The sequence below is a fragment of the Halomonas kalidii genome, assembly GCF_030010475.1.
In the GTDB taxonomy this organism is placed as follows: Bacteria; Pseudomonadota; Gammaproteobacteria; order Pseudomonadales; family Halomonadaceae; genus Halomonas; species Halomonas heilongjiangensis.
The window spans coordinates 291,752-310,435 of record NZ_JASCQN010000032.1 but is presented as its reverse complement, the minus strand read 5'-3'; the positions used below and the strand labels follow the sequence as shown (position 1 = coordinate 310,435).

Genomic DNA, 18,684 nt, shown 5'->3' with positions numbered 1-18,684 from the left:
CGTTCTCGCGGGCGCAGGTCTTGGCGATCTCGTAGCCGGCGTCGGCGTGGCGCATCACCCCGGTGCCCGGGTCGTTGCGCAGCACCCGGCCCAGGCGGGCATGGGCGTCGGCGCTGCCGTCGGCGACGATCACCACCCCGGCGTGCTGGGAGTAGCCCATGCCCACGCCGCCGCCGTGGTGCAGCGAGACCCAGGTGGCGCCGCTGGCGGTGTTGAGCAGCGGCCAGTCGGAGACGGCGTCGCTGCCGTCCCGCATCGCCTCGGTCTCGCGGTTGGGGCTCGCCACCGAGCCGGAGTCGAGGTGGTCGCGGCCGATGACGATGGGCGCCTTGAGCTCGCCGTTCTTGACCATCGCGTTGAAGGCCTGGCCGAGGCGGGCGCGATCCTTGAGGCCCACCCAGCAGATGCGCGCCGGCAGCCCCTGGAAGGCAATCCGCTCGCGGGCCATGTCCAGCCAGTTGTGCAGGTGCGGGTCGTCGGGGATCAGCTCCTTGACCTTCTGGTCGGTCCTGTAGATGTCCTCCGGGTCGCCGGACAGCGCCGCCCAGCGGAAGGGGCCGATGCCCTGGCAGAACAGCGGGCGGATGTAGGCCGGCACGAAGCCGGGGAAGGCGAAGGCGTTCTCGACCCCTTCCTCCTGGGCCATCTGGCGGATGTTGTTGCCGTAGTCGAAGGTCGGCACGCCCAGCGCCTGGAAGTCGAGCATGGCCTGGACGTGCACCGCCATGGACTGCTTGGCGGCCTTCACCGTGACCTCGGGCTCGGTCTTGCCGCGCGCCACGTACTCGTCCCAGCTCCAGCCCGACGGCAGGTAGCCGTGCAGCGGGTCGTGGGCGCTGGTCTGGTCGGTGACCATGTCCGGCTTGACGCCACGCTTGACCAGCTCGGGCAGTACGTCGGCGGCGTTGGCGCACAGCCCGATGGAGACCGCCTGGCCCTCGGCGGTGTAGCGCTCGATACGGGCCAGGGCGTCGTCGAGGTCGGTGGCCTGCTCGTCCAGGTAGCGGGTGCGCAGGCGGAAGTCGAGGCGCGACTGCTGGCACTCGATGTTCAGCGAACAGGCGCCGGCCAGGCTCGCCGCCAGGGGCTGGGCGCCGCCCATGCCGCCGAGGCCGGCGGTGAGGATCCAGCGGCCGGAGAGGTCGCCGGCGTAGTGCTGGCGCCCGGCCTCGACGAAGGTCTCGTAGGTGCCCTGGACGATGCCCTGGGAGCCGATGTAGATCCACGAGCCGGCGGTCATCTGGCCGTACATCATCAGGCCTTTCTTATCCAGCTCGTTGAAGTGCTCCCAGTTGGCCCAGGCCGGCACCAGGTTGGAGTTGGCGATCAGCACCCGCGGGGCGTCCTTGTGGGTCTCGAACACCCCCACCGGCTTGCCGGACTGGACCAGCAGGGTCTGGGTGTCCTCCAGGCGCTGCAGGGTCGCGACGATGGTGTCGAAGCACTGCCAGTCGCGGGCGGCGCGGCCGATGCCGCCGTAGACCACCAGGTCCTCGGGGCGCTCGGCGACGTCGGGGTGGAGGTTGTTCATCAGCATGCGCAGCGGCGCCTCGGTGAGCCAGCTCTTGCAGCTGCGCTCGGTGCCGGTGGGGGCGGCGATCCGGCGGCTGGGGTCGTGACGGGGATCGGTGCTGATGGGCTGGTGCTGGGTCATGGTCATGGGCTCTCGTGTCGTGGTGGTCAGGATTCGTCGGTGGCTGACGGCGCCGGGAGTGCGTGATGCGCCGTGTCAGGTCAGCGTCAGGTGATGGATGAGTCGCGCCGCCGCCCGGGCGGAGCGGCCATCGATATCGAAGCTCGGGTTGAGCTCGGCGACGTCGGCCAGGCGCAGCTTGCCGCTGTCGCGTACCCGTTCGACCAGCCGCTCGAGCAGGGCGAGCGGCACGCCGTGGGCGGCCGGGGCACTGACGCCGGGGGCCTCGCTGGCGGGCAGCACGTCCAGGTCGATGGTCAGGTAGAGGTGGTCGCACCCGGCGATGAAGGCGTCCAACTCGTCGCCGATCGCTTCGAGGCTCGTCGCGGTGATCTCGTGATCCTCGCGGACCAGCACCTCGAGGTCGGCGGCGCGCTTGAACAGCGCCCGGGTATTGGCGGCGCGGCTCACGCCCAGGCAGGCGTAGCGGAAGGGCCAGCCGTGGGCCTCGCACTCGCCGGCGATCTGGGCGAAGGGGGTGCCGGAGGAGCACAGTCGAGACGGGTCGCGCAGGTCGAAGTGGGCGTCGAGGTTGACGATGCCGATGCTCGGCGCCTCGTCACCCACTGCCTCGAGATGGCGTGCCAGCCCCGACCAGCTGCCGAAGGCCACCTCATGGCCGCCGCCCAGCACGATGGGCAGGTGGCCGGCCGCCAGCAGGGCGGCCAGGCACTCGGCGAGGCGTCGCTGGGCGGTCTCCATGCCGTCGTCTCCGCCGTGGCCGTGGCAGACCACGTCGCCGGCGTCATGGGCCGGCGCCCGGCGGTGCCAGGCCAGGTTGGCCAGCGCCTTGCGAATGGCCCGGGGCCCGGTGGCGGCACCGATGCGGCCCTGGTTGCGCGCCACGCCGGCGTCACAGGCGAAGCCGAGCAGCGCCACGCCGACGGGGCTGTCCACCGTCAGCGGCTCGACGACCTGGTGCCAGCGCGGGCTGTCGGGTTCCGGATCCTCTCGGCCGGCCCAGGGCGACATGTCGATGGGATCAAGCATGTACGGGGTCATGGGTCACCTCCCCATTGAAGATGCGCTGACGCAGGCGCCCGGGCTGCACGGCGTAGGCCAGGGCGGCGGGGGATTCGGCGTTCCACCAGCAGAGGTCCGCCGGGGCGCCTGCCTCGATCCGGCCCAGGCCCTGCCCGTGAAGGCCCAGGGCGCGGGCGCCGTGGGCGGTCATGCCGGCCAGGGCCTCGCGCGGGGTGAGACGGAACAGGGTGCAGGCGAAGTTGAGCATCAGCGTCGGGTGGAAGAGCGGCGAGCTGCCGGGATTGGCATCGGTGGCGATGGCCATGGGCACGGAGGCGGCGCGCAGCGCCTCGATGGGCGGCAGGCGGGTCTCGCGCAGGGTATGGAAGGCGCCGGGCAGCAGCACCGCGACGCTACCCGCCTCGCGCATGGCCGCCACGCCGGCCTCGTCGAGATATTCGATATGGTCGGCCGAGAGCGCGCCAAAGCGCGCCGCCATGGCGGTGCCGCCCAGGTTCGAGAGCTGCTCGGCGTGGGCCTTGACGGGCAGGCCGTGGGCCTCGGCCGCTTCGAAGACCCGCTCGCACTGGGCCACCGAGAAGGCGATCTTCTCGCAGAACACGTCCACCGCATCGGCCAGGCCCTGCTCGGCGGCGGCCGGGATCATCTCCCGGCAGACCAGCTCGATATAGGCGTCACTGTCGTCCCGGTATTCCGGGGGCAGGGCGTGGGCGCCGAGCAGGGTGGTGACCACCCGCACCGGCAGGGACTCACCCAGGCGGCGGGCCACCCGCAGCATCTTCAGCTCGTCGGCGACGGTGAGCCCATAGCCGGACTTGATCTCCACGCTGGTGACGCCCTCGGCCATCAGCGCCTGCAGGCGCGGCCTGGCCTGGGCGAACAGCTCGTCCTCGCTGGCCGCGCGAGTGGCGCGAACCGTGCTGAGGATGCCGCCGCCGCGACGGGCGATCTCCTCGTAGCTGACGCCCTCCAGCCGCTGCTCGAACTCGTCGGCCCGGGAGCCGCCGAACACCAGGTGGGTATGGCAGTCCACCAGCCCGGGAGTCATCACCCCGCCGCGCCCCATCTCCCGGCAGCCGGCGGCGACGTCGCGGCCGAGCTCGGTCATCGGCATCACCCGGGAGATGTGGTCATCCTCGACGACGACGGCCATGGGCTCGGCCCGGGTGTCGTGCCCATCGAAGAGGACGACGTCGCGCCAGAGTCCGGGTGTCTTCGGGTTGCCTGCCATCGGGGGCCTCCTGCCTGCTGTCGTATTTGTATATACATTTAGTGGATCAGAGAGGCGGCGTCAACCCCGCGGCGGGTATCCGCGAATGATGCCCTTGGCGCCTGGCTCGCGAATGGGTCATGATCACTTAACAACCGATTGATATATAATGTTTAATTCGGATGCTTTCGGCGGTTGATCAGGAGCGGGGAGCAACGGATTGCGACTAAAGTATAGGAAAGATGGGGGCGGCGGGATTGGCATCGTTGCACGGGCTATTGTATATACATAATCAGGCAGTCGGGCGAAGCACCATTCCACATCACAACGAGAGGGAGGAACTCCCCCCATGGCAAGCCAGGAGCAGGCGACGGACATCACCCGCCGCCCATCACTCACCACGGTGTTGAAGCTGTTCGTGCCCAGCGCACTGGGCATCGTGATCTTCTTCGTGCCGGTCACCCTCAACGGCCGCACCACCATCCTGCTCGACCACATGGTCACCGGGGCGCGCGCGCTGCTGGGCGATGCCAGCGGCTTCTATGCCCTGGCGCTGATCGTGGCGGGCGCCGCCTATCCACTGCTCAAGGGCTACTGGCGGCGCAACCTCACCGAGCGCATCTTCACGGTGCTCAAGATCGCCGGGGTGGTCGCGGCGCTGATGGCGCTGACCGGCTGGGGGCCGGGGTTCCTCCATGAGCCGGACATGCTGCCCTTCCTGTTCGACAAGCTGGTGATCCCGGTGGGGCTGATCGTGCCGATCGGTGCGGTCTTCCTGGCGCTGCTGATCAGCTACGGCCTGCTGGAGCTGGTCGGCGTGCTGGTGCAACCGGTGATGCGGCCGATCTGGCGTACCCCGGGGCGCAGCGCCATCGACGCGGTGGCGTCGTTCGTCGGCAGCTACTCCATCGGCCTGCTGATCACCAACCGGGTCTACCAGGCGGGGCAGTACTCGGCGCGGGAGGCGGCGATCATCGCCACCGGTTTCTCCACGGTCTCGGCCACCTTCATGATCATCGTGGCGCGTACGCTCGATCTGATGAGCGTGTGGAACCTCTACTTCTGGTTGACGCTGGTGATCACCTTCATCGTCACGGCGATCACCGTGCGCCTGCCGCCGCTCTCCGGCATGGACGACGCCAAGCGAGATGGTGAGCCCGAGGCGGTGCCGGGCAAGCGCTTCTCCACCGCCTGGCGCACCGGTCTCGGCGTGGCCGAGCAGGCGCCCAGCCTGCCCGCGAGCGTGGCGCTCAACGTGCGCGAAGGGCTGGTGATGGCGATCAGCATCCTGCCGTCGATCATGTCGGTGGGGCTCGCGGGGCTGGTGATCGCCAAGTACACGCCGCTGTTCGAATGGCTCGGTTGGCTCTTCTATCCCTTCGTGGCGATCTGGGGGCTGGACGACGCGGCGGCCCTCGCCCAGGCGTCCGCCTCGGGGCTTGCCGAGATGTTCCTGCCGGCGCTGTTGATGGCGGAAGCGGACTTCGTGGCACGCTTCGCCGCCGGGGTGGTGTCGGTCTCCGCGGTGCTGTTCTTCTCGGCGTCGATCCCCTGCATCCTCTCCACCAGCATTCCGCTCTCGGTGGGACGTATCGTGGTGATCTGGTTCATCCGCGTGGCGCTGAGCCTGCTGCTCGCGGTGCCGGCGGGGTACCTGGCCCAGGCGCTGGGCGGTGGCTGACGCCCGCCGGAAACCGGAGCGGGCAACAGGCAGCGAGGCCAGGGAATTCCCGGCCTCGCTGTCGTATGGGGAGCGATCAGGATGACTGGCGATGCACCGACGAGCGCAGCTTGTAGCGCTCGCCGGGATGGATCAGCCGCGCATAGCTGATCAGGCTCTCACCGGACCAGGTGCGGCGGATCATGCTCAGGCAGGGACGGGTGACGTCGGTGTCCAGGTGGCGGGCGGTAGCGGCGTCGACCAGCACGGCCTCGACCACGTGCTCGATATCGGTGATCGGGCAGGCCGCCACCAGCACCTCGTTGGGGGTGTGGCGGGAGAAGTCGGTGTCGAGATACGCCGGTACCCAGCGCGGGTTGACGTAGCGATCCTCGAGCTGGATCGGCACGCCGTTCTCGCGGTGCACGATCAGCGTATGGAAGACCTGGGTGCCGAGGCGCACCCCGAGGCGCAGCGCCACCTCGTCGTCGGCCGCGATGGCTTCACGGCGCAGCACGTCGTTGTGGTAGTCGTGCCCGCGGCTACGCACCTCCTCGGCGATGTTGTGGACCTCCACCAGCGACGACTCGGCCTTGCGGTCGGTGACGAAGGTGCCGAGCCCCGGCTGACGGGTCAGGTAGCCCTGCTGCACCAGATCGCGGATCGCCTTGTTGGCGGTCATGCGGCTGACGCCGAAATCCCGCGCCAGCTGCTCCTCAGGCGGAATCTGGTGATGGGCCGGCCAGTCGCCGCCCTGGATCTTCTCCAGCAGGTGCTGCTGAATCTGCAGGTAGAGCGGGGGAGAGCTGCCCATGGTCTGTGCGGAGTCCTTTCGCCGGGAGTGGGGTGGGGGTCGACGCATCCAGTTTACCCGCCACGGGACGTCCCGGCATCCCGTGCGATGCCTGGTCGAACTTGGGGCGACCCCGCGGGGTGCGGTTACGCTAGGATGACAAGAGAAAGGATCGTTCAGCTCTGCGAGCGACATCATGCGGTGTCACCACTGTGGTTGGGTCAATCGTGAGGAGGCGGCGTTCTGTGACGAATGCGGCGTGGCCTTGGCATGCCTCGCGGTGCCCCAGACCGGCTTCATCGGCCGCCAGGCCGAGCTGGCCGCCCTCGAGGCCGCGATGCAGCAGAGCTGCGCCGGACAGGGGCAGATAGTGCTGCTCAGCGGTGACCCCGGAATAGGCAAGACGCACACCGCCCAGGAATTCGCCACTCGGGCCGAGCAGCAGGGGATGCGGGTGTGCTGGGGCCGCTGCTACGAGGAGCCGGGCGCACCGCTGTACTGGCCCTGGCTGCAGCTGCTGCGCGGCTGGCTGGAGGAGGCCGACCCGGCCCTGTCGGGTGACATTCCGGGCAGCGATGCCGGCGTGATCGCCGAACTGCTACCGGAACTCAGTCAGCGCCTGCCTGACCTGGCAGAGCCGCCGCCCATCGATGATCCTGCCCAGGCCCGCTTTCGGCTGCTCGATACCCTCACGCGGTTCTGGCAACTGGCCGCACGGCACCAGCCCCTGGTGCTGATTCTGGACGACCTGCACTGGGCCGATACCGCCTCGCTCAAGCTGCTGGAATTCCTGGCCCGGGAGATCGCGGCCAGCCCTCTGCTGCTGCTCGGCAGCTTTCGTGACATCGAGCTGAGCCGTCAGCATCCGCTCTCCGATACCCTCGGTGCACTGTCCCGTCTGCCCCACTGCCGGCGCCTGCCGCTGAGCGGCATGTCACGCGATGAAACCGAACGGTTCCTCGGCTCGCTGGCCGGGGCCCTCCCGCTGACCGCCGTCGCGACAGCGATATACCAGCACAGCGAAGGCAATCCGCTGTTCATGCGTGAGCTGTCCCGCCACCTGTTGCAGGAAGGCCTGCCCGCGGACGGGGTGGTGCCACGCATCCCGGCGGGGATCCGCGAGATCATCGGGCAGCGTTTGAACCGCCTGTCGCGCGATTGCATTCGCTTGCTGGGCATGGCCGCAGTGATCGGCCGGCGCTTCGAACTCGAGCTGCTGGCCGGCCTGGCGCTGCCGGAAACCGAGTTGATGGACATCCTGGACGAGGCGCTGGAGGCACACATCGTCGAGGCGCTGCCACAATCGGGCCGCTTCCAGTTCAGTCACGCCCTGGTTCGTGAAACCCTGTACGAGGAGCTCTCGACCACCCGGCGATTGCGCCTGCATCGACAGGCCGGTGAGCGGCTGGAAATGCTGCACCGACACGATCTACAGACCCGTCTGCCGGAGCTCGCCCACCACTTCGCCGAGGCCGCCCCCGCCGGCACGGCCGAAACGGCGATCGACTATGCCGAACGGGCCGGCATTCGAGCCGATACGTTGCTGGCCTACGAGGAAGCGGTGCATTTCTACCATCTGGCCCTGCAACTGCAGGAGCAGTACCTGCCACAGAACAGCGAGCGCTGCTGCCGCTTGCTGCTGGCCCTGGCGGAAGCCCGCAACCGGGCCGGCGGGAGTGCCGATGAATCCCTGAGCATCTTCGTGCAGGCCGCCGAACTGGCTCGCCACGTGGGCCCGGCCGAAGAGTGGGCCGTCGCCATGCTGGCCCGAGCCGCACTCGGCTACGAGAGCGTCGGCTGGCGAATCGGTCGTCACGGCGAACAGGCGGTAGCCCTGCTGGAGGAAGCACTGGCGGCCCTGGCCCCCTCGGCGGAGCGTCTGCGGGCCGAGCTGCTGGCGGCGCTGTGTCGGGCCAATATCTACTGCGACCGGCCCCAGGCTGCCCATGCGGCGTTCCAACAGGCGACCCGGCTGGCGCGCCGGCTGGGTGATCCACTCACCCTGTTCGAGGCACTCAGCGCCATCGTTCCGGCACGCTCGTGGCCGGAACACCTGGATGAGCGCCTGGCCGCAGCCCGCGAGGCTCTCGAGCTGGTGTCCCAGGCGGGGCACCCGGAATGGGCGGTCGGTGACATGACCGGCTGGTACATCGGGGATCTGATGGAGTACGGCGATATCGACAGTGCCAGGGCCGTGCTCGAGCTGCACCAGCGGGTGGCCAATGCCTGGCGACAGCCCTTTCTGCAGGCAGTCGGCCTGAGTGCCCAGGCCATGTTGACCACTCATCGGGGGCGCTTCGCCGAGGCCGAGCAGCAAGCGCGGCAAAACCTGATCGTAGGCCGACGCTTTTCCCCGGACCATGCCGAGGGGGTGTTCGGCATGCAGATGTTTACCTTGCGCCGGGAGCAGGGCCGGCTGGGCGAGCTCCGGCCGGTGCTGCGCCATTTCGTGCGGAATACTCCCGAGGCGGCGGCATGGCGGCCGGGGCTGGCCGTGTTGTACGCCGACCTGGAGCTGTTGGAGGAGGCTCGTATCGAGTTCAAGTACCTCATGACCGATGAGCTCAATGCCGTTGCCCGCGATGCCATGTGGTCGACCAGTATCACCTACCTGACAGAAGTCTGTGTCCGTCTCGACGAGGCGGGGTATGCTGCTACCCTGTACCGCTATCTGCTGCCCTATGTCGGCCGCAACATCGTCTCCGGCGCCCATACCGCCTGCTACGGTTCGGCAGACCGGTTTCTCGGCATGCTGGCGCTCACCCTGAAGCAGTGGGACACCGCCGAACGCCACTTCCAGGCCGCACTGGCCATGGATGAACGCACCGGGGGGTGGCCCTGGCTGGCCCACGATCGATACCAGTTCGCCCGACTGCTGGCGCAACGCAAGCAACCCGAGCAGGCGCGGGCGCTGGTGGAAGCGGCATTGCTTGCTGCCCGCGAGCTCGGTATGGAGGCGTTGGCACGACGCAGTGACGGCTTACGGGAAACACTCTCGACCCGACCGGTCTATCCGGACGGATTGAGCCGGCGTGAAGTGCAGGTATTGCAATTGCTTGCAGCCGGGCGCAGCAACCGCGAGATCGCCGAGCGACTCTTCGTCAGCCCTCACACCGTTGCCAACCACGTGCGCGGCATTCTAACCAAGACCCGCACCGCCAACCGCACCGAAGCCGCCGCCTATGCCATCGGGCATGGGCTCGTCGAACACCGGCCATGAGTCATCGCCGCTGAACCGTCAGCAGACACTGCCCGCGCGGTGACGATCTCCTCGCCCCGTTCAGGCAAACGCGGCGGGATTGATCTCGCTGACCTCGATGATCACATCGGCCGGCACTCCCGCTCGCCGGGCCGCCTCACGGATGGCTTCGGGGTCGGAGGCCTCGTACAGACAGTAGGTCTTCTTCTTGTCCGCACTGAGAAAGGAAAACAGCCAGTGCACGCCGATGTCCTGGTTGATCTCGGTGATCTCCCGTACGCCCTCGGCGGTCACGTCGAGCCGTTCGGCATAATTGCGCTCGATAAGAAACAAGGGCATGGATTATTCCTCCATAGGGGGAGATAAAATGCGAATGGCTTTTTCACTATAGGCCAATCGGGGAGTAGGGGTCTTGCAACATCCGCTCGGATATCCGTGTGACGGGTGAGCGTTCGTCACGGCTCGACTCGATGGCCAACCCTGACTATTCGAGGTTTCGAGCATGGGATCGAAAAATGATCCGTCCTGTCGATGTACCGAAGATGGCCGCCCCCTAGGCTTGATTTACACGTCCAGTGCGGATGTGAGATCAAGACTTAGGAGAGTAATGCCATGAAAACTATTACTGTCATCTGTGCCATGGTTATCGCTTTGCTACTTGCCTTCGGGGTGGCCGCCGAGCAGATATTGAAACCCATCCATGCCTATCGACTGGGAGGTGATGATCAACGCGCGGTGATGTATTACGCCGAGAGAGGTGCTGGCTATGAAGTCGTCACCACCTGGGTAGGTGAAGAGGAGGTGCTGATGCGCCATATCGCCTACCTCGAACCTGGCCAGCGCTATACCCTGTCACTGATCGAGCGCGGTCTACCGGTGCAATTCACGGTCCATAGCGATGCCGGCCAGGTGGTCATGGTGGGCGAGTCGGAGGCGCCGGCCTATGCGCGACAGTGCCACGGCCACGAGGATGGTTACCCGACCCCGCTACAGCGCCTGGTTCTCTGCCCGCGCGGTCAGCGGATAGACAGTGCTGATCCAGCGCCTCAGCTTACTGCCAGTGGGCCAGGAAGCGTGGTCATCGGTGAATGATCGGCTCAAGAGGCTTCAGCGACATACGCGGCCTTCAGAAGGCCGTATATGTCGCTGGAGTCGCGTTGCGGTAGTCAATTCTGACTATTTCTTCGACGGGGTACCTGCCGCAAAATAGTCAGGCCTGTCGATGTCTTCCTCTCCGCCTCGCCCTAGGCTGATTTCAGAGCCATTGCCATCGTCAACCCTGCTGATGGTCAGAAGGCCGATGTCCATGACCAATAACCGATGGAAGGGGTGAGCCGCCATGCACAGATTGCTCGATGTTCTCATGTTATCTGCCGCCGTCGCTCTGGCCGGCCAATCTTCCACCGTCTTCGCCCAGCAGACCTCCACGGTGGAGGTCAATGGCGTCACCCTGCACTATGTCGACGAAGGCGAAGGCAAGCCCGTCGTGTTCGTGCCCGCCGCGATCGTCGATCACCGGGTCTGGGAACCGTACCGCGAGGCCATCGCCCGCGAGCACCGTTTCATCGCCTATACCCAGCGCTATTTCGGCACCGAGCCCTGGCCGGACGACGGCGAGCAGTTCTCCGTCGAGACCCATGCCGCCGATCTGGCCGCTTTCATCCGGGCGCTGGATGCGGGGCCGGTCTATCTGGTCAGTTGGTCGTACAGCGGTCAGATCGCCCCGCTGATGGCGCTGGAAAACCCGGAGCTGGTGCGTGGGATGGTGCATTACGAACCCTCCATCGGCACTTTGGTTGCCGAGATGCCTGAGGAGCTCCAGGTCGCTATTGGGGAGGAGCGCAAAAAGTATGGCCCGGCGTTCGAGTCACTGGAGGCCGGCGATGAAGTTGAGGCCACCAAGTTGTTTATCGAGGCCGTGTTCCAGCGACCGCCGGGTGGCTTCGAGCAGGAACCCGAGTATATGCGCACCATCTGGCTGGATAACGCTCGCACGCTGCCACTCTGGGCCGCCATCACTCAGCCCGCCATCACCTGTGATGATCTGGCGACCCTCGATCAGCCCACCCTGATCCTCAGAGGCGAGCATGCCGATATCTATTTCGAGTCGGTCGCCGACATCATGGCGGAGTGCCAGCCTTCAGCCGAGGTGCAGGTAATTCCCGGCGTCAACCATGACGGACCGGTGCGTGCCGTCGAGGATTTCACGGCCGCCATTCTCGATTTTCTGGCCGAGCATTGAACGCAAGGGGGCTTCCCGATGAATACCGACAACACCCTGGACGCCTTGCGCTCCGACTTGCGCGGCGCCCTGATACAGGCTGGGGATCCCGGCTACGAGCAGGCCCGCCGGCTCTACAACGGCATGATCGACAAGCGCCCGCGCCTGATCGTCCGCTGTGCGAATGTGGCCGACGTGATCCGTGCGGTCCACTTCGCTCACGAGCAGGGGCTGCCCCTGGCGGTCCGCGGCGGCGGCCACAACGGTGCCGGGCTGGGTAGCTGCGACGACGGCCTGGTGATCGATCTCTCATCGCTGCGCGGTATCCGCATCGACCCCGCCATGCGCACCGCCCGGGTCGAGGGCGGCTGCACCTGGGGCGATGTGGATCACGCCACCCATGCCTTCGGCCTGGCCACGGTCAGCGGCATCATCTCCACCACCGGGGTGGGGGGGCTCACCCTGGGTGGCGGTCACGGCCATCTGAGCCGGCAGTACGGGTTGACCATCGACAATCTGCTGGAGGCCGACCTGGTGCTGGCCGACGGGCGTTTCGTCACCGTGAGCGAGACCCAGCATCCGGCGCTGTTCTGGGCCATCCGCGGTGGCGGCGGCAACTTCGGCGTGGCGACCTCGTTCCTGTTCCAGCTGCATCCGGTGAACATCGTGAACGCCGGTCCGACGCTCTGGGAACTGGAACATTCGGCCGCCGTGCTGCGCTGGTACCGCGACTTCATCGCCGCCGCGCCCGAATCGCTGAACGGCTTCTTCGCCTTCCTGAGTGTGCCGCCGGCGCCACCGTTCCCCGAGCACCTGCACAATAAACGGATGTGCGGCGTCGTCTGGTGCCATACCGGGCCCGAGGAGGAGGCCGAACGACTCCTGGCGGCCGTCCACGAGCCCGCCGAACCGGCCCTGCACGGCGTTCAGCCGATGCCCTATCCGATGCTGCAGAGTGCCTTCGATGGCCTCTATCAACCCGGATTGCAGTGGTACTGGCGCGGCGATTTCGTCACCGAGCTCAGCGATGCGGCCATCGAACGCCATGTCGAATATGCGGAGGTTCCGACCCCTCTGTCGACCATGCACCTGTATCCGGTCGACGGTGCGGTATACCGGGTCGGGCGTCATGACACCGCATTCAGCCACCGTGAGGCGAAGTGGTCGCAGGTCATCGTCGGCGTCGATCCCGATCCCGCCAATCGAGACAGGATCACCCGCTGGACCAGGGAGTACTGGGAAGCGTTGCACCGGTATTCTGCTGGCGGCGGCTATGTGAACTTCATCATGAATGACGAAGACCAGGAGCGGGTCCGGGCCACCTACCGCGACAACTACGAGCGGCTGGCGCACATCAAGGCCGAGTACGATCCCGGCAATCTGTTCAGGATCAATCACAACATAGCGCCGGCGGGCTAACACGCACCGGCCGGAGCGCTTGTCGAGCGGGCTATCCGGCGCTCCTTCATTCCGGACCTCGTTCGACACCCTCGCAGCGCTTTGCTAACGTCACTTCATGTACTTGGGGCCCGTGCAGATTCCTTCCGACCCTTACCGGAGTCGCAGCGGATGGCTACCACCCCCCCGGAAATGACCGATGACGTCGGTGAGGCGACTCCCCTGCTGGAGGTCAGCAACCTCGTCATGGATTTCGGCGGGCTGCGCGCCCTGGATGCGGCGACGCTGAAGGTGAGGCAGGGGACCATCACCGGCCTGATCGGACCGAACGGGGCGGGCAAGACGACGCTGTTCAATGTGGTGGCCGGCTACTACGAACCCCGGGCCGGGCGCGTGTACCTCGATGGCGAGGACATCACCGGCCTGCCGCCGCACCGGATCTTCGCGCGCGGGCTGTGCCGCACCTTCCAGATCCCGCGGGAACACGCCAGCATGTCGGTGCTCGAGAACCTGATGCTGGTGCCCCGGGGCCAGGCGGGCGAGCGCGTCTTCGCCAACCTGCTGCGGCCCGGCCTGGTGCGTGAACAGGAGCGGGCGCACCGGCAACACGCCGAGGAGGTCCTGGCGTTCCTCGATCTCTCGCACCTGGCCCACGAATATGCCCGCAACCTCTCCGGCGGCCAGAAGAAGCTGCTCGAACTGGCGCGCACCCTGATGGCGGACCCCAAGCTGGTCCTGCTCGACGAGCCCGGCGCGGGGGTCAACCCGACCCTCATGGGGCGCCTCAAGGAGAACATCGAGCGGCTCAACCGCGAGCGTGGCCTCACCTTCCTGATCATCGAGCACGACATGGACCTGGTGATGAGCCTGTGCGATCCGGTGATCGTGATGAGCGAGGGCCGCTACCTGATGGAAGGCCCGCCCGAGGCGGTGCGCCGCGATGCCCGGGTCCTGGAAGCCTATCTCGGAGGCCAGTATGCCGCTGCTGAAGGCTGAAGGGATCACCGCCGGCTACGGCGAGATGGAGATCCTCCACGATGTCGACCTGGAGGTGGCGGCCGGCGAGATCGTCTCGCTGATCGGGCCGAACGGGGCGGGCAAGTCGACCCTGATGAAGACCATCTTCGGGCTGCTGCACCCGAAGTCGGGCACCATCACCTACCGGGACAAGCCGATTCACGGCCGCCAGCCCCACGAGATCGTCACCCTCGGCCTGTGCTATGTGCCGCAGGTCGCCAATGTCTTCGTCACCCTGACGGTGGAGGAGAACCTCGACATGGGCGCCTACCTGCTCGACGAGCGCGAGATCCCGTCACGCCGGGAGCGGGTCTACGAGCTCTTCCCCAGGCTCCGCGAGCGCCGGCGTCAACGCGCGGGCAAGATGTCCGGCGGTGAGCGCCAGATGGTGGCCATGGGGAGTGCGCTGATGCTGGAGCCGGACCTGCTGCTGCTCGACGAGCCGTCGGCCGGCCTCTCCCCCAAGCTGGTGGACGAGATCTTCGACAACATCCGCCGTATCAATGCCGCCGGTCTGGCCGTGCTGATGGTCGAACAGAATGCCAGGAAATCGCTCCAGATGGCGAACCGGGGCTACGTGCTGGCCAACGGCGAGAACCGGTACGAGGGAACGGGCCAGGAACTGCTCGCCGACCCCGACGTGGCTCGCCTCTACCTGGGGGGATGACCGATGGCCGTATCCGACACCCGCAAGCCGGGGCAGGGGCTTCCCGCCGACCAGCGCCGCCTCGGCGAACGCGTGCGCGCCTTCATCCGCACGCGCGGCTTCCTGCTCGGCACCTTCGTGGTGATCCTGATCGCCATGTACGTCGCCGGCCTGATCGCGGGGGCCAGCGCGCAGCACCTGCTGGCGCTGACGGCCTGGGGGCTGATGCTCGGCGGTATCATCGCCCTGGGCAGCATCGGCCTGTCGCTGGTCTACGGCGTCCTCAAGTTCCCCAACTTCTCCCACGGGGCCCTGGTCAGCCTGGGCGCCTACGTGGGGTACACGGTGATTCCGCTGCTGCCCCAGGGCGAGGCGCTGAGCCCGTTCTCCTTCGGCTACGAGTTCCTGGTGGCGCTGGTCGTGGCCATGCCGGTGGTGGGCGCCGTTGCGGTCGCCATCGACCGCCTGGTGTACCGACGGCTGCGCAACACCGGTGCCCACCTGGTGCTCTTCGCCATGGCGTCGCTGGCGATGGCGTTCTTCGTGCGCAGCATGATCTATCTCATCTGGGGGCCCGATTTCCACTTCTACTATCCGGGCCGGGCCAATCCGGCCCTCTATCTGCCGTTCGGCATGCGCGTCCGGGCGGATCAGCTGTTCATTCTCGTGCTCGCTTTCGGTCTGGTCGCCGCCGTCTACGTCCTGCTGGAATGGACCCGCATGGGCAAGGCGATGCGCGCCACCGCCGACAATCCCCATCTCGCCCAGATTCGCGGCATCAACACCGAGCGCGTCATCGCCTGGACCTGGATGCTCGGGGGCGGGCTCGCCGCCGCCGGCGGCATCATGTACGGCCTGAGCTCGCAGCTCCGGCCGGAAATGGGGTTCTGGCTGCTGCTGCCGATGTTCGCGGCCACCATCATGGGGGGCATCGGCAATCCCTACGGCGCGCTGAGTGCGGCGCTGATCATCGGCATTGCCCACCAGGTGTCGACGTCATTTCTCAATCCGACCTACGGCCCCGCGGTGGCGTTCGTGCTCATGGTGCTGACGCTGCTCATCCGCCCCCAGGGGCTGCTCGGCCGCACGGAGAGGTGATCCGTCATGTCCCAGTTGATCTTTCTCAAGGGCCTGATGCTGGGTGTCGCCCTGGCGTGCATCCTGCCGATCCTGCTGCCGCCCGGTGCGCGGTGGCGGGTACCGGGCGGCATCCTGTTGGGGCTCGCCGCCGGCCTGGGCATCGCGGCCAGCGTGCCGTCGGGCTACCTGTCCTACTTCATCGGCTTCATGACCATGGCGAGTCTCTACGCGATGCTCAGCCTGGGCCTGAATACCCAGTGGGGCTACACGGGGCATCTGAATTTCGGCGTGGCGGGCTTCTTCGCGGTCGGTGCCTTCACCTCGGCGCTGTTCACCATCGAGGCGCCCACCGGCCTGGCGGCCCAGTACACCCAGGTACTGTTCGGGCTGGGGGCGCCGTTTCTCGTCGGGGTGCTCGCGGCCGCGCTGGTCTCGGGGCTGGTGGCGTTCGTCGTCGCCGTCCCCGTGCTGCGTCTGCGCCTGGATTTTCTCGCCATCGCCACCATCGGGGTGGCGGAGATCATCCGCCTCATCTTCCAGAACGAGCGTTGGCTCGCCAATGGGCCCCAGCCGCTGCGTGGCATCCCGCAGCCGGGCCGCTGCCTGTTCGAGTCCCGGCCTTGCGAGTGGCTTCCCGAGTCGCTGGTGTGGCTCATCGAGCCCCTGGGCACACGGGACTACACCGCCTTCTACCTGATGATCGTGGCGGCCTTCCTGGCGCTGATCTACACGGTGCTCGAGCGCATCTGTCGCTCGCCATGGGGGCGCATGCTGCGGGCGGTACGCGACGAGGAGATCTCGGCGGCCATGAACGGCAAGAACGTCACCTTCGCCCGGGTCCAGGCCTTCGTGGTCGGTGCCGTGGTCATGGGAATCGCCGGGGCGCTCTACGCGCACTACACCGTGGCCATCGACTACAGCCACTTCCATGCGCTGTTCGGTACCTTCCTGGTGTGGATCATGCTCATGCTCGGGGGCAGCGGCAACCACCGCGGCGCCATCCTGGGGGCGATCCTGGTCTGGGGCGTCTGGGCCGGCACGGCCTTCCTGGCCAACGCCCTGGCGCCGCTGCTGGCGCTCATTCACGAGGATCTGCCCGGGCGTGCCCAGTACATCCGCTGGTTGCTGGTGTCGCTGCTGTTGGCCGCCGTGGTGCTGTTCCGGCCCCAGGGGCTGCTGCCGGAGGAGATGCGGGTGTCCAACCACCTGCGCGGCAACGGTCGCTGACATGGCTCGTCGTACCTGCGGAGGTGCGCTCACCGCCAAGGAAAGAAGCGGAGCCCTCATCGAGGGCTCCGTTGGGGGGACGACTACTCCTCCGGGATGTCGTCCGGGGAGCGGATCTCGAGGGTCTCGCTGACGCCGTCCTGGAACTGCCAGATGGCGATGGGGGTCAGCACGTCACCGTTGTCGTCGAAGTCCGCCGGCCCGGCCGCGCCGCTGTACTGGACGTCCTCGCCGGCCATGATCGCCTCGATGCCGGCGACGAGGCTGTCGTAGTCCCCGGCCATGATGGTCTGTCCCGGCGGATTGGCCACGTCACGCAGGCGGTCGCGGAGCACCGGCCCGGTGATGGCGTCGGCCGTCTCGTGGCCGTCCGCGTACGCCTTGACCGCCGCCAGGCCGATGACGATCGCCGCGTCGTAGGCCGACTCGGTGAACGGCGGGATGCGGTCGTGCCCGAACTCCTCCATGAACTGCTCGGAGAATTGCTGGAAGCCCGGAATGCTCGGGTCCTGCCCGGGGGCCGTGCCGATCACCCCCTCGACGGTGTCGGCGCCGAGCGCCTCGACGACGTCATCGGAACGGTTACCGTCGACGAACTGCCAGGCCACCTGGTCGAAGAGGTCCCGGGCCTCGGACAGGAAGGTCGCGGTATGTGCCGGGTAGCTCGCCGCGAACAGCAGCTCCGGTTCGTCCTGCAGCGCCGAGGCGATCTGCGAGGTGTAGGTCGGCTGGACCTCTTCCGGGTGCGGGACCTGGGCATGGACGACCCCGCCGCGGAGCTGGAACGAATGGGCGAAGGCGTTCGACAGGCCCTGGCCGTAGGGGTTGTTGATGAAGATGGTCGACGCTGTGTCGAACTGGTAGTCGTCGATGATCTCGCCGGCGACAAGCTGCGCTGCCACCACGCCCTGCAGGGCGTCGGACGCCGTGGTCCGGAACAGCAGGTCTGCGTCGCCGTCTTCCGGGAGCGCCGAGATCAGCGGTGACGTCGAGCCGTTGGAGATCTGCAGGACCTCCGAGGGGATGGTCACGGAGGTTGCCACGGCGACCGTCACGCCGCTGGACCAGCCACCGATGATGGCCGGCACGCCGTGCACCTCGACCAGGCCACGGGCCGCCTCGATGGCGGGGCTCGGCAGGGTGGTGCTGTCCTCGGCGATATGATCGCCGATGATGGCGCCGCCGAGCACCTCCTCGGTCGCGGCGTTGATGTGCTGGACGCCGAGCGCCACCCCATCACGGTAGTACTCGCCGAACTCGGCGCCCGCCCCCGTGAAGGGGGCGATCTGGCCCAGCGTGATCGACGGAGGTTGAGCGACGGCGGCATTGGGTGCCACAGCCAGCGCCAACGCCGTCAGCCCGGCCACCCCGATAGCGGTGGCCGATGAAACCGTACGCATGTGTGCCGTCATGACTGCTACCTCCCTTGACGGAAAGGTTGCTGGAATCGGCCGACCCCGTCATCTGCCATGCCCACAATCCCTTCGGGTACGCAGTCGATCGCGACAGGATCGACGACAATCAGGCTAGTCCGCCGGAGTGGCTCCCGCCACTTT

Annotated in this window: 15 protein-coding genes; 9 read left to right on the top strand and 6 right to left on the bottom strand. The window is 67.2% G+C overall.

Translation table 11 applies throughout. The features are described from left to right. The 3 genes from hutU to hutI all read right to left on the bottom strand — a co-directional run. Positions 1–1,660, bottom strand: a 1,660-nt coding sequence (gene hutU / locus QLQ85_RS09840) for a urocanate hydratase (RefSeq protein WP_407650373.1), incomplete at its 3' end; no start/stop codon positions are given. Positions 1,661–1,729: 69 nt separating this feature from the next. Further along, positions 1,730–2,695 carry a formimidoylglutamase gene (hutG, locus tag QLQ85_RS09835; protein ID WP_282738832.1) on the bottom strand — a complete coding sequence of 322 codons (966 nt, stop codon included), beginning with the start codon at positions 2,693–2,695 and terminating at the stop codon, positions 1,730–1,732. Further along, positions 2,676–3,908 carry an imidazolonepropionase gene (hutI, locus tag QLQ85_RS09830; RefSeq protein ID WP_282738831.1) on the bottom strand — a complete coding sequence of 411 codons (1,233 nt, stop codon included), beginning with the start codon at positions 3,906–3,908 and terminating at the stop codon, positions 2,676–2,678. Before hutI ends, hutG begins: the two co-directional genes overlap by 20 nt. A 328-nt stretch (positions 3,909–4,236) precedes the next feature. Here hutI and QLQ85_RS09825 point away from each other — a divergent pair, with 328 nt between their 5' ends. Further along, complete coding sequence (locus QLQ85_RS09825; protein ID WP_282738830.1) at positions 4,237–5,568, top strand: YjiH family protein; 1,332 nt, start codon at positions 4,237–4,239, stop codon at positions 5,566–5,568. Positions 5,569–5,644: 76 nt separating this feature from the next. On the opposite strand, the gene hutC is transcribed toward QLQ85_RS09825, so the two are convergent. Then, a complete protein-coding gene (hutC, locus tag QLQ85_RS09820) occupies positions 5,645–6,361 on the bottom strand; it encodes a histidine utilization repressor (RefSeq protein WP_282720645.1) in 717 nt (238 codons plus the stop codon). A gap of 238 nt (positions 6,362–6,599) precedes the next feature. On the opposite strand from hutC, the gene QLQ85_RS09815 reads away from it, so the two are divergent. Continuing rightward, complete coding sequence (locus QLQ85_RS09815) at positions 6,600–9,560, top strand: helix-turn-helix transcriptional regulator (RefSeq protein WP_282738829.1); 2,961 nt, start codon at positions 6,600–6,602, stop codon at positions 9,558–9,560. A 60-nt stretch (positions 9,561–9,620) separates the two neighbouring features. Here the strand turns inward: QLQ85_RS09815 and QLQ85_RS09810 are convergent, their stop codons facing one another. Then, the gene (locus QLQ85_RS09810) at positions 9,621–9,878 is read right to left on the bottom strand and encodes a DUF4242 domain-containing protein (RefSeq protein ID WP_282738828.1); all 258 of its coding nucleotides are present in this window, start codon (positions 9,876–9,878) and stop codon (positions 9,621–9,623) included. Between the two features lie 273 nt (positions 9,879–10,151). Here QLQ85_RS09810 and QLQ85_RS09805 point away from each other — a divergent pair, with 273 nt between their 5' ends. The 7 genes from QLQ85_RS09805 (at position 10,152) to QLQ85_RS09775 (ending at position 17,128) form a co-directional block, all read left to right on the top strand. Next, positions 10,152–10,631 carry a hypothetical protein gene (locus tag QLQ85_RS09805; protein WP_282738827.1) on the top strand — a complete coding sequence of 160 codons (480 nt, stop codon included), beginning with the start codon at positions 10,152–10,154 and terminating at the stop codon, positions 10,629–10,631. 247 nt (positions 10,632–10,878) lie between these two features. After that, positions 10,879–11,781: an alpha/beta fold hydrolase gene (locus QLQ85_RS09800; protein ID WP_282738826.1), complete on the top strand. Its 903-nt coding sequence runs from the start codon at positions 10,879–10,881 to the stop codon at positions 11,779–11,781. 18 nt (positions 11,782–11,799) lie between these two features. Beyond that, positions 11,800–13,179, top strand: a complete 1,380-nt coding sequence (locus tag QLQ85_RS09795) for an FAD-binding oxidoreductase (protein ID WP_282738825.1) — start codon at positions 11,800–11,802, stop codon at positions 13,177–13,179. 150 nt (positions 13,180–13,329) lie between these two features. Beyond that, complete coding sequence (locus QLQ85_RS09790) at positions 13,330–14,154, top strand: ABC transporter ATP-binding protein (RefSeq protein WP_282738824.1); 825 nt, start codon at positions 13,330–13,332, stop codon at positions 14,152–14,154. Further along, positions 14,135–14,842: an ABC transporter ATP-binding protein gene (locus QLQ85_RS09785; RefSeq protein ID WP_282738823.1), complete on the top strand. Its 708-nt coding sequence runs from the start codon at positions 14,135–14,137 to the stop codon at positions 14,840–14,842. The genes QLQ85_RS09790 and QLQ85_RS09785 overlap by 20 nt, the downstream gene beginning before the upstream one ends. 3 nt (positions 14,843–14,845) lie before the next feature. Beyond that, entirely contained in the window at positions 14,846–15,919 is a 1,074-nt protein-coding gene (locus QLQ85_RS09780; protein WP_282738822.1) for a branched-chain amino acid ABC transporter permease, read from the top strand. Between the two features lie 6 nt (positions 15,920–15,925). After that, positions 15,926–17,128 carry a branched-chain amino acid ABC transporter permease gene (locus QLQ85_RS09775; protein ID WP_282738821.1) on the top strand — a complete coding sequence of 401 codons (1,203 nt, stop codon included), beginning with the start codon at positions 15,926–15,928 and terminating at the stop codon, positions 17,126–17,128. An 83-nt stretch (positions 17,129–17,211) separates the two neighbouring features. Here the strand turns inward: QLQ85_RS09775 and QLQ85_RS09770 are convergent, their stop codons facing one another. Continuing rightward, positions 17,212–18,540, bottom strand: a complete 1,329-nt coding sequence (locus QLQ85_RS09770) for an ABC transporter substrate-binding protein (RefSeq protein WP_282738820.1) — start codon at positions 18,538–18,540, stop codon at positions 17,212–17,214. Positions 18,541–18,684 lie beyond the last annotated feature (144 nt).

Coding starts and splice junctions, on each gene's coding strand:
- QLQ85_RS09775 (WP_282738821.1), top strand. CDS start 15,926: ATGTCCCAGTTGATCTTTCTCAAGGGCCTGATGCTGGGTGTCGCCCTG.
- QLQ85_RS09790 (WP_282738824.1), top strand. CDS start 13,330: ATGGCTACCACCCCCCCGGAAATGACCGATGACGTCGGTGAGGCGACT.
- QLQ85_RS09795 (WP_282738825.1), top strand. CDS start 11,800: ATGAATACCGACAACACCCTGGACGCCTTGCGCTCCGACTTGCGCGGC.
- hutG (WP_282738832.1), bottom strand. CDS start 2,695: ATGACCCCGTACATGCTTGATCCCATCGACATGTCGCCCTGGGCCGGC.
- hutC (WP_282720645.1), bottom strand. CDS start 6,361: ATGGGCAGCTCTCCCCCGCTCTACCTGCAGATTCAGCAGCACCTGCTG.
- QLQ85_RS09810 (WP_282738828.1), bottom strand. CDS start 9,878: ATGCCCTTGTTTCTTATCGAGCGCAATTATGCCGAACGGCTCGACGTG.
- QLQ85_RS09800 (WP_282738826.1), top strand. CDS start 10,879: ATGCACAGATTGCTCGATGTTCTCATGTTATCTGCCGCCGTCGCTCTG.
- QLQ85_RS09770 (WP_282738820.1), bottom strand. CDS start 18,540: ATGACGGCACACATGCGTACGGTTTCATCGGCCACCGCTATCGGGGTG.
- QLQ85_RS09780 (WP_282738822.1), top strand. CDS start 14,846: ATGGCCGTATCCGACACCCGCAAGCCGGGGCAGGGGCTTCCCGCCGAC.
- hutI (WP_282738831.1), bottom strand. CDS start 3,908: ATGGCAGGCAACCCGAAGACACCCGGACTCTGGCGCGACGTCGTCCTC.
- QLQ85_RS09805 (WP_282738827.1), top strand. CDS start 10,152: ATGAAAACTATTACTGTCATCTGTGCCATGGTTATCGCTTTGCTACTT.
- QLQ85_RS09825 (WP_282738830.1), top strand. CDS start 4,237: ATGGCAAGCCAGGAGCAGGCGACGGACATCACCCGCCGCCCATCACTC.
- QLQ85_RS09785 (WP_282738823.1), top strand. CDS start 14,135: ATGCCGCTGCTGAAGGCTGAAGGGATCACCGCCGGCTACGGCGAGATG.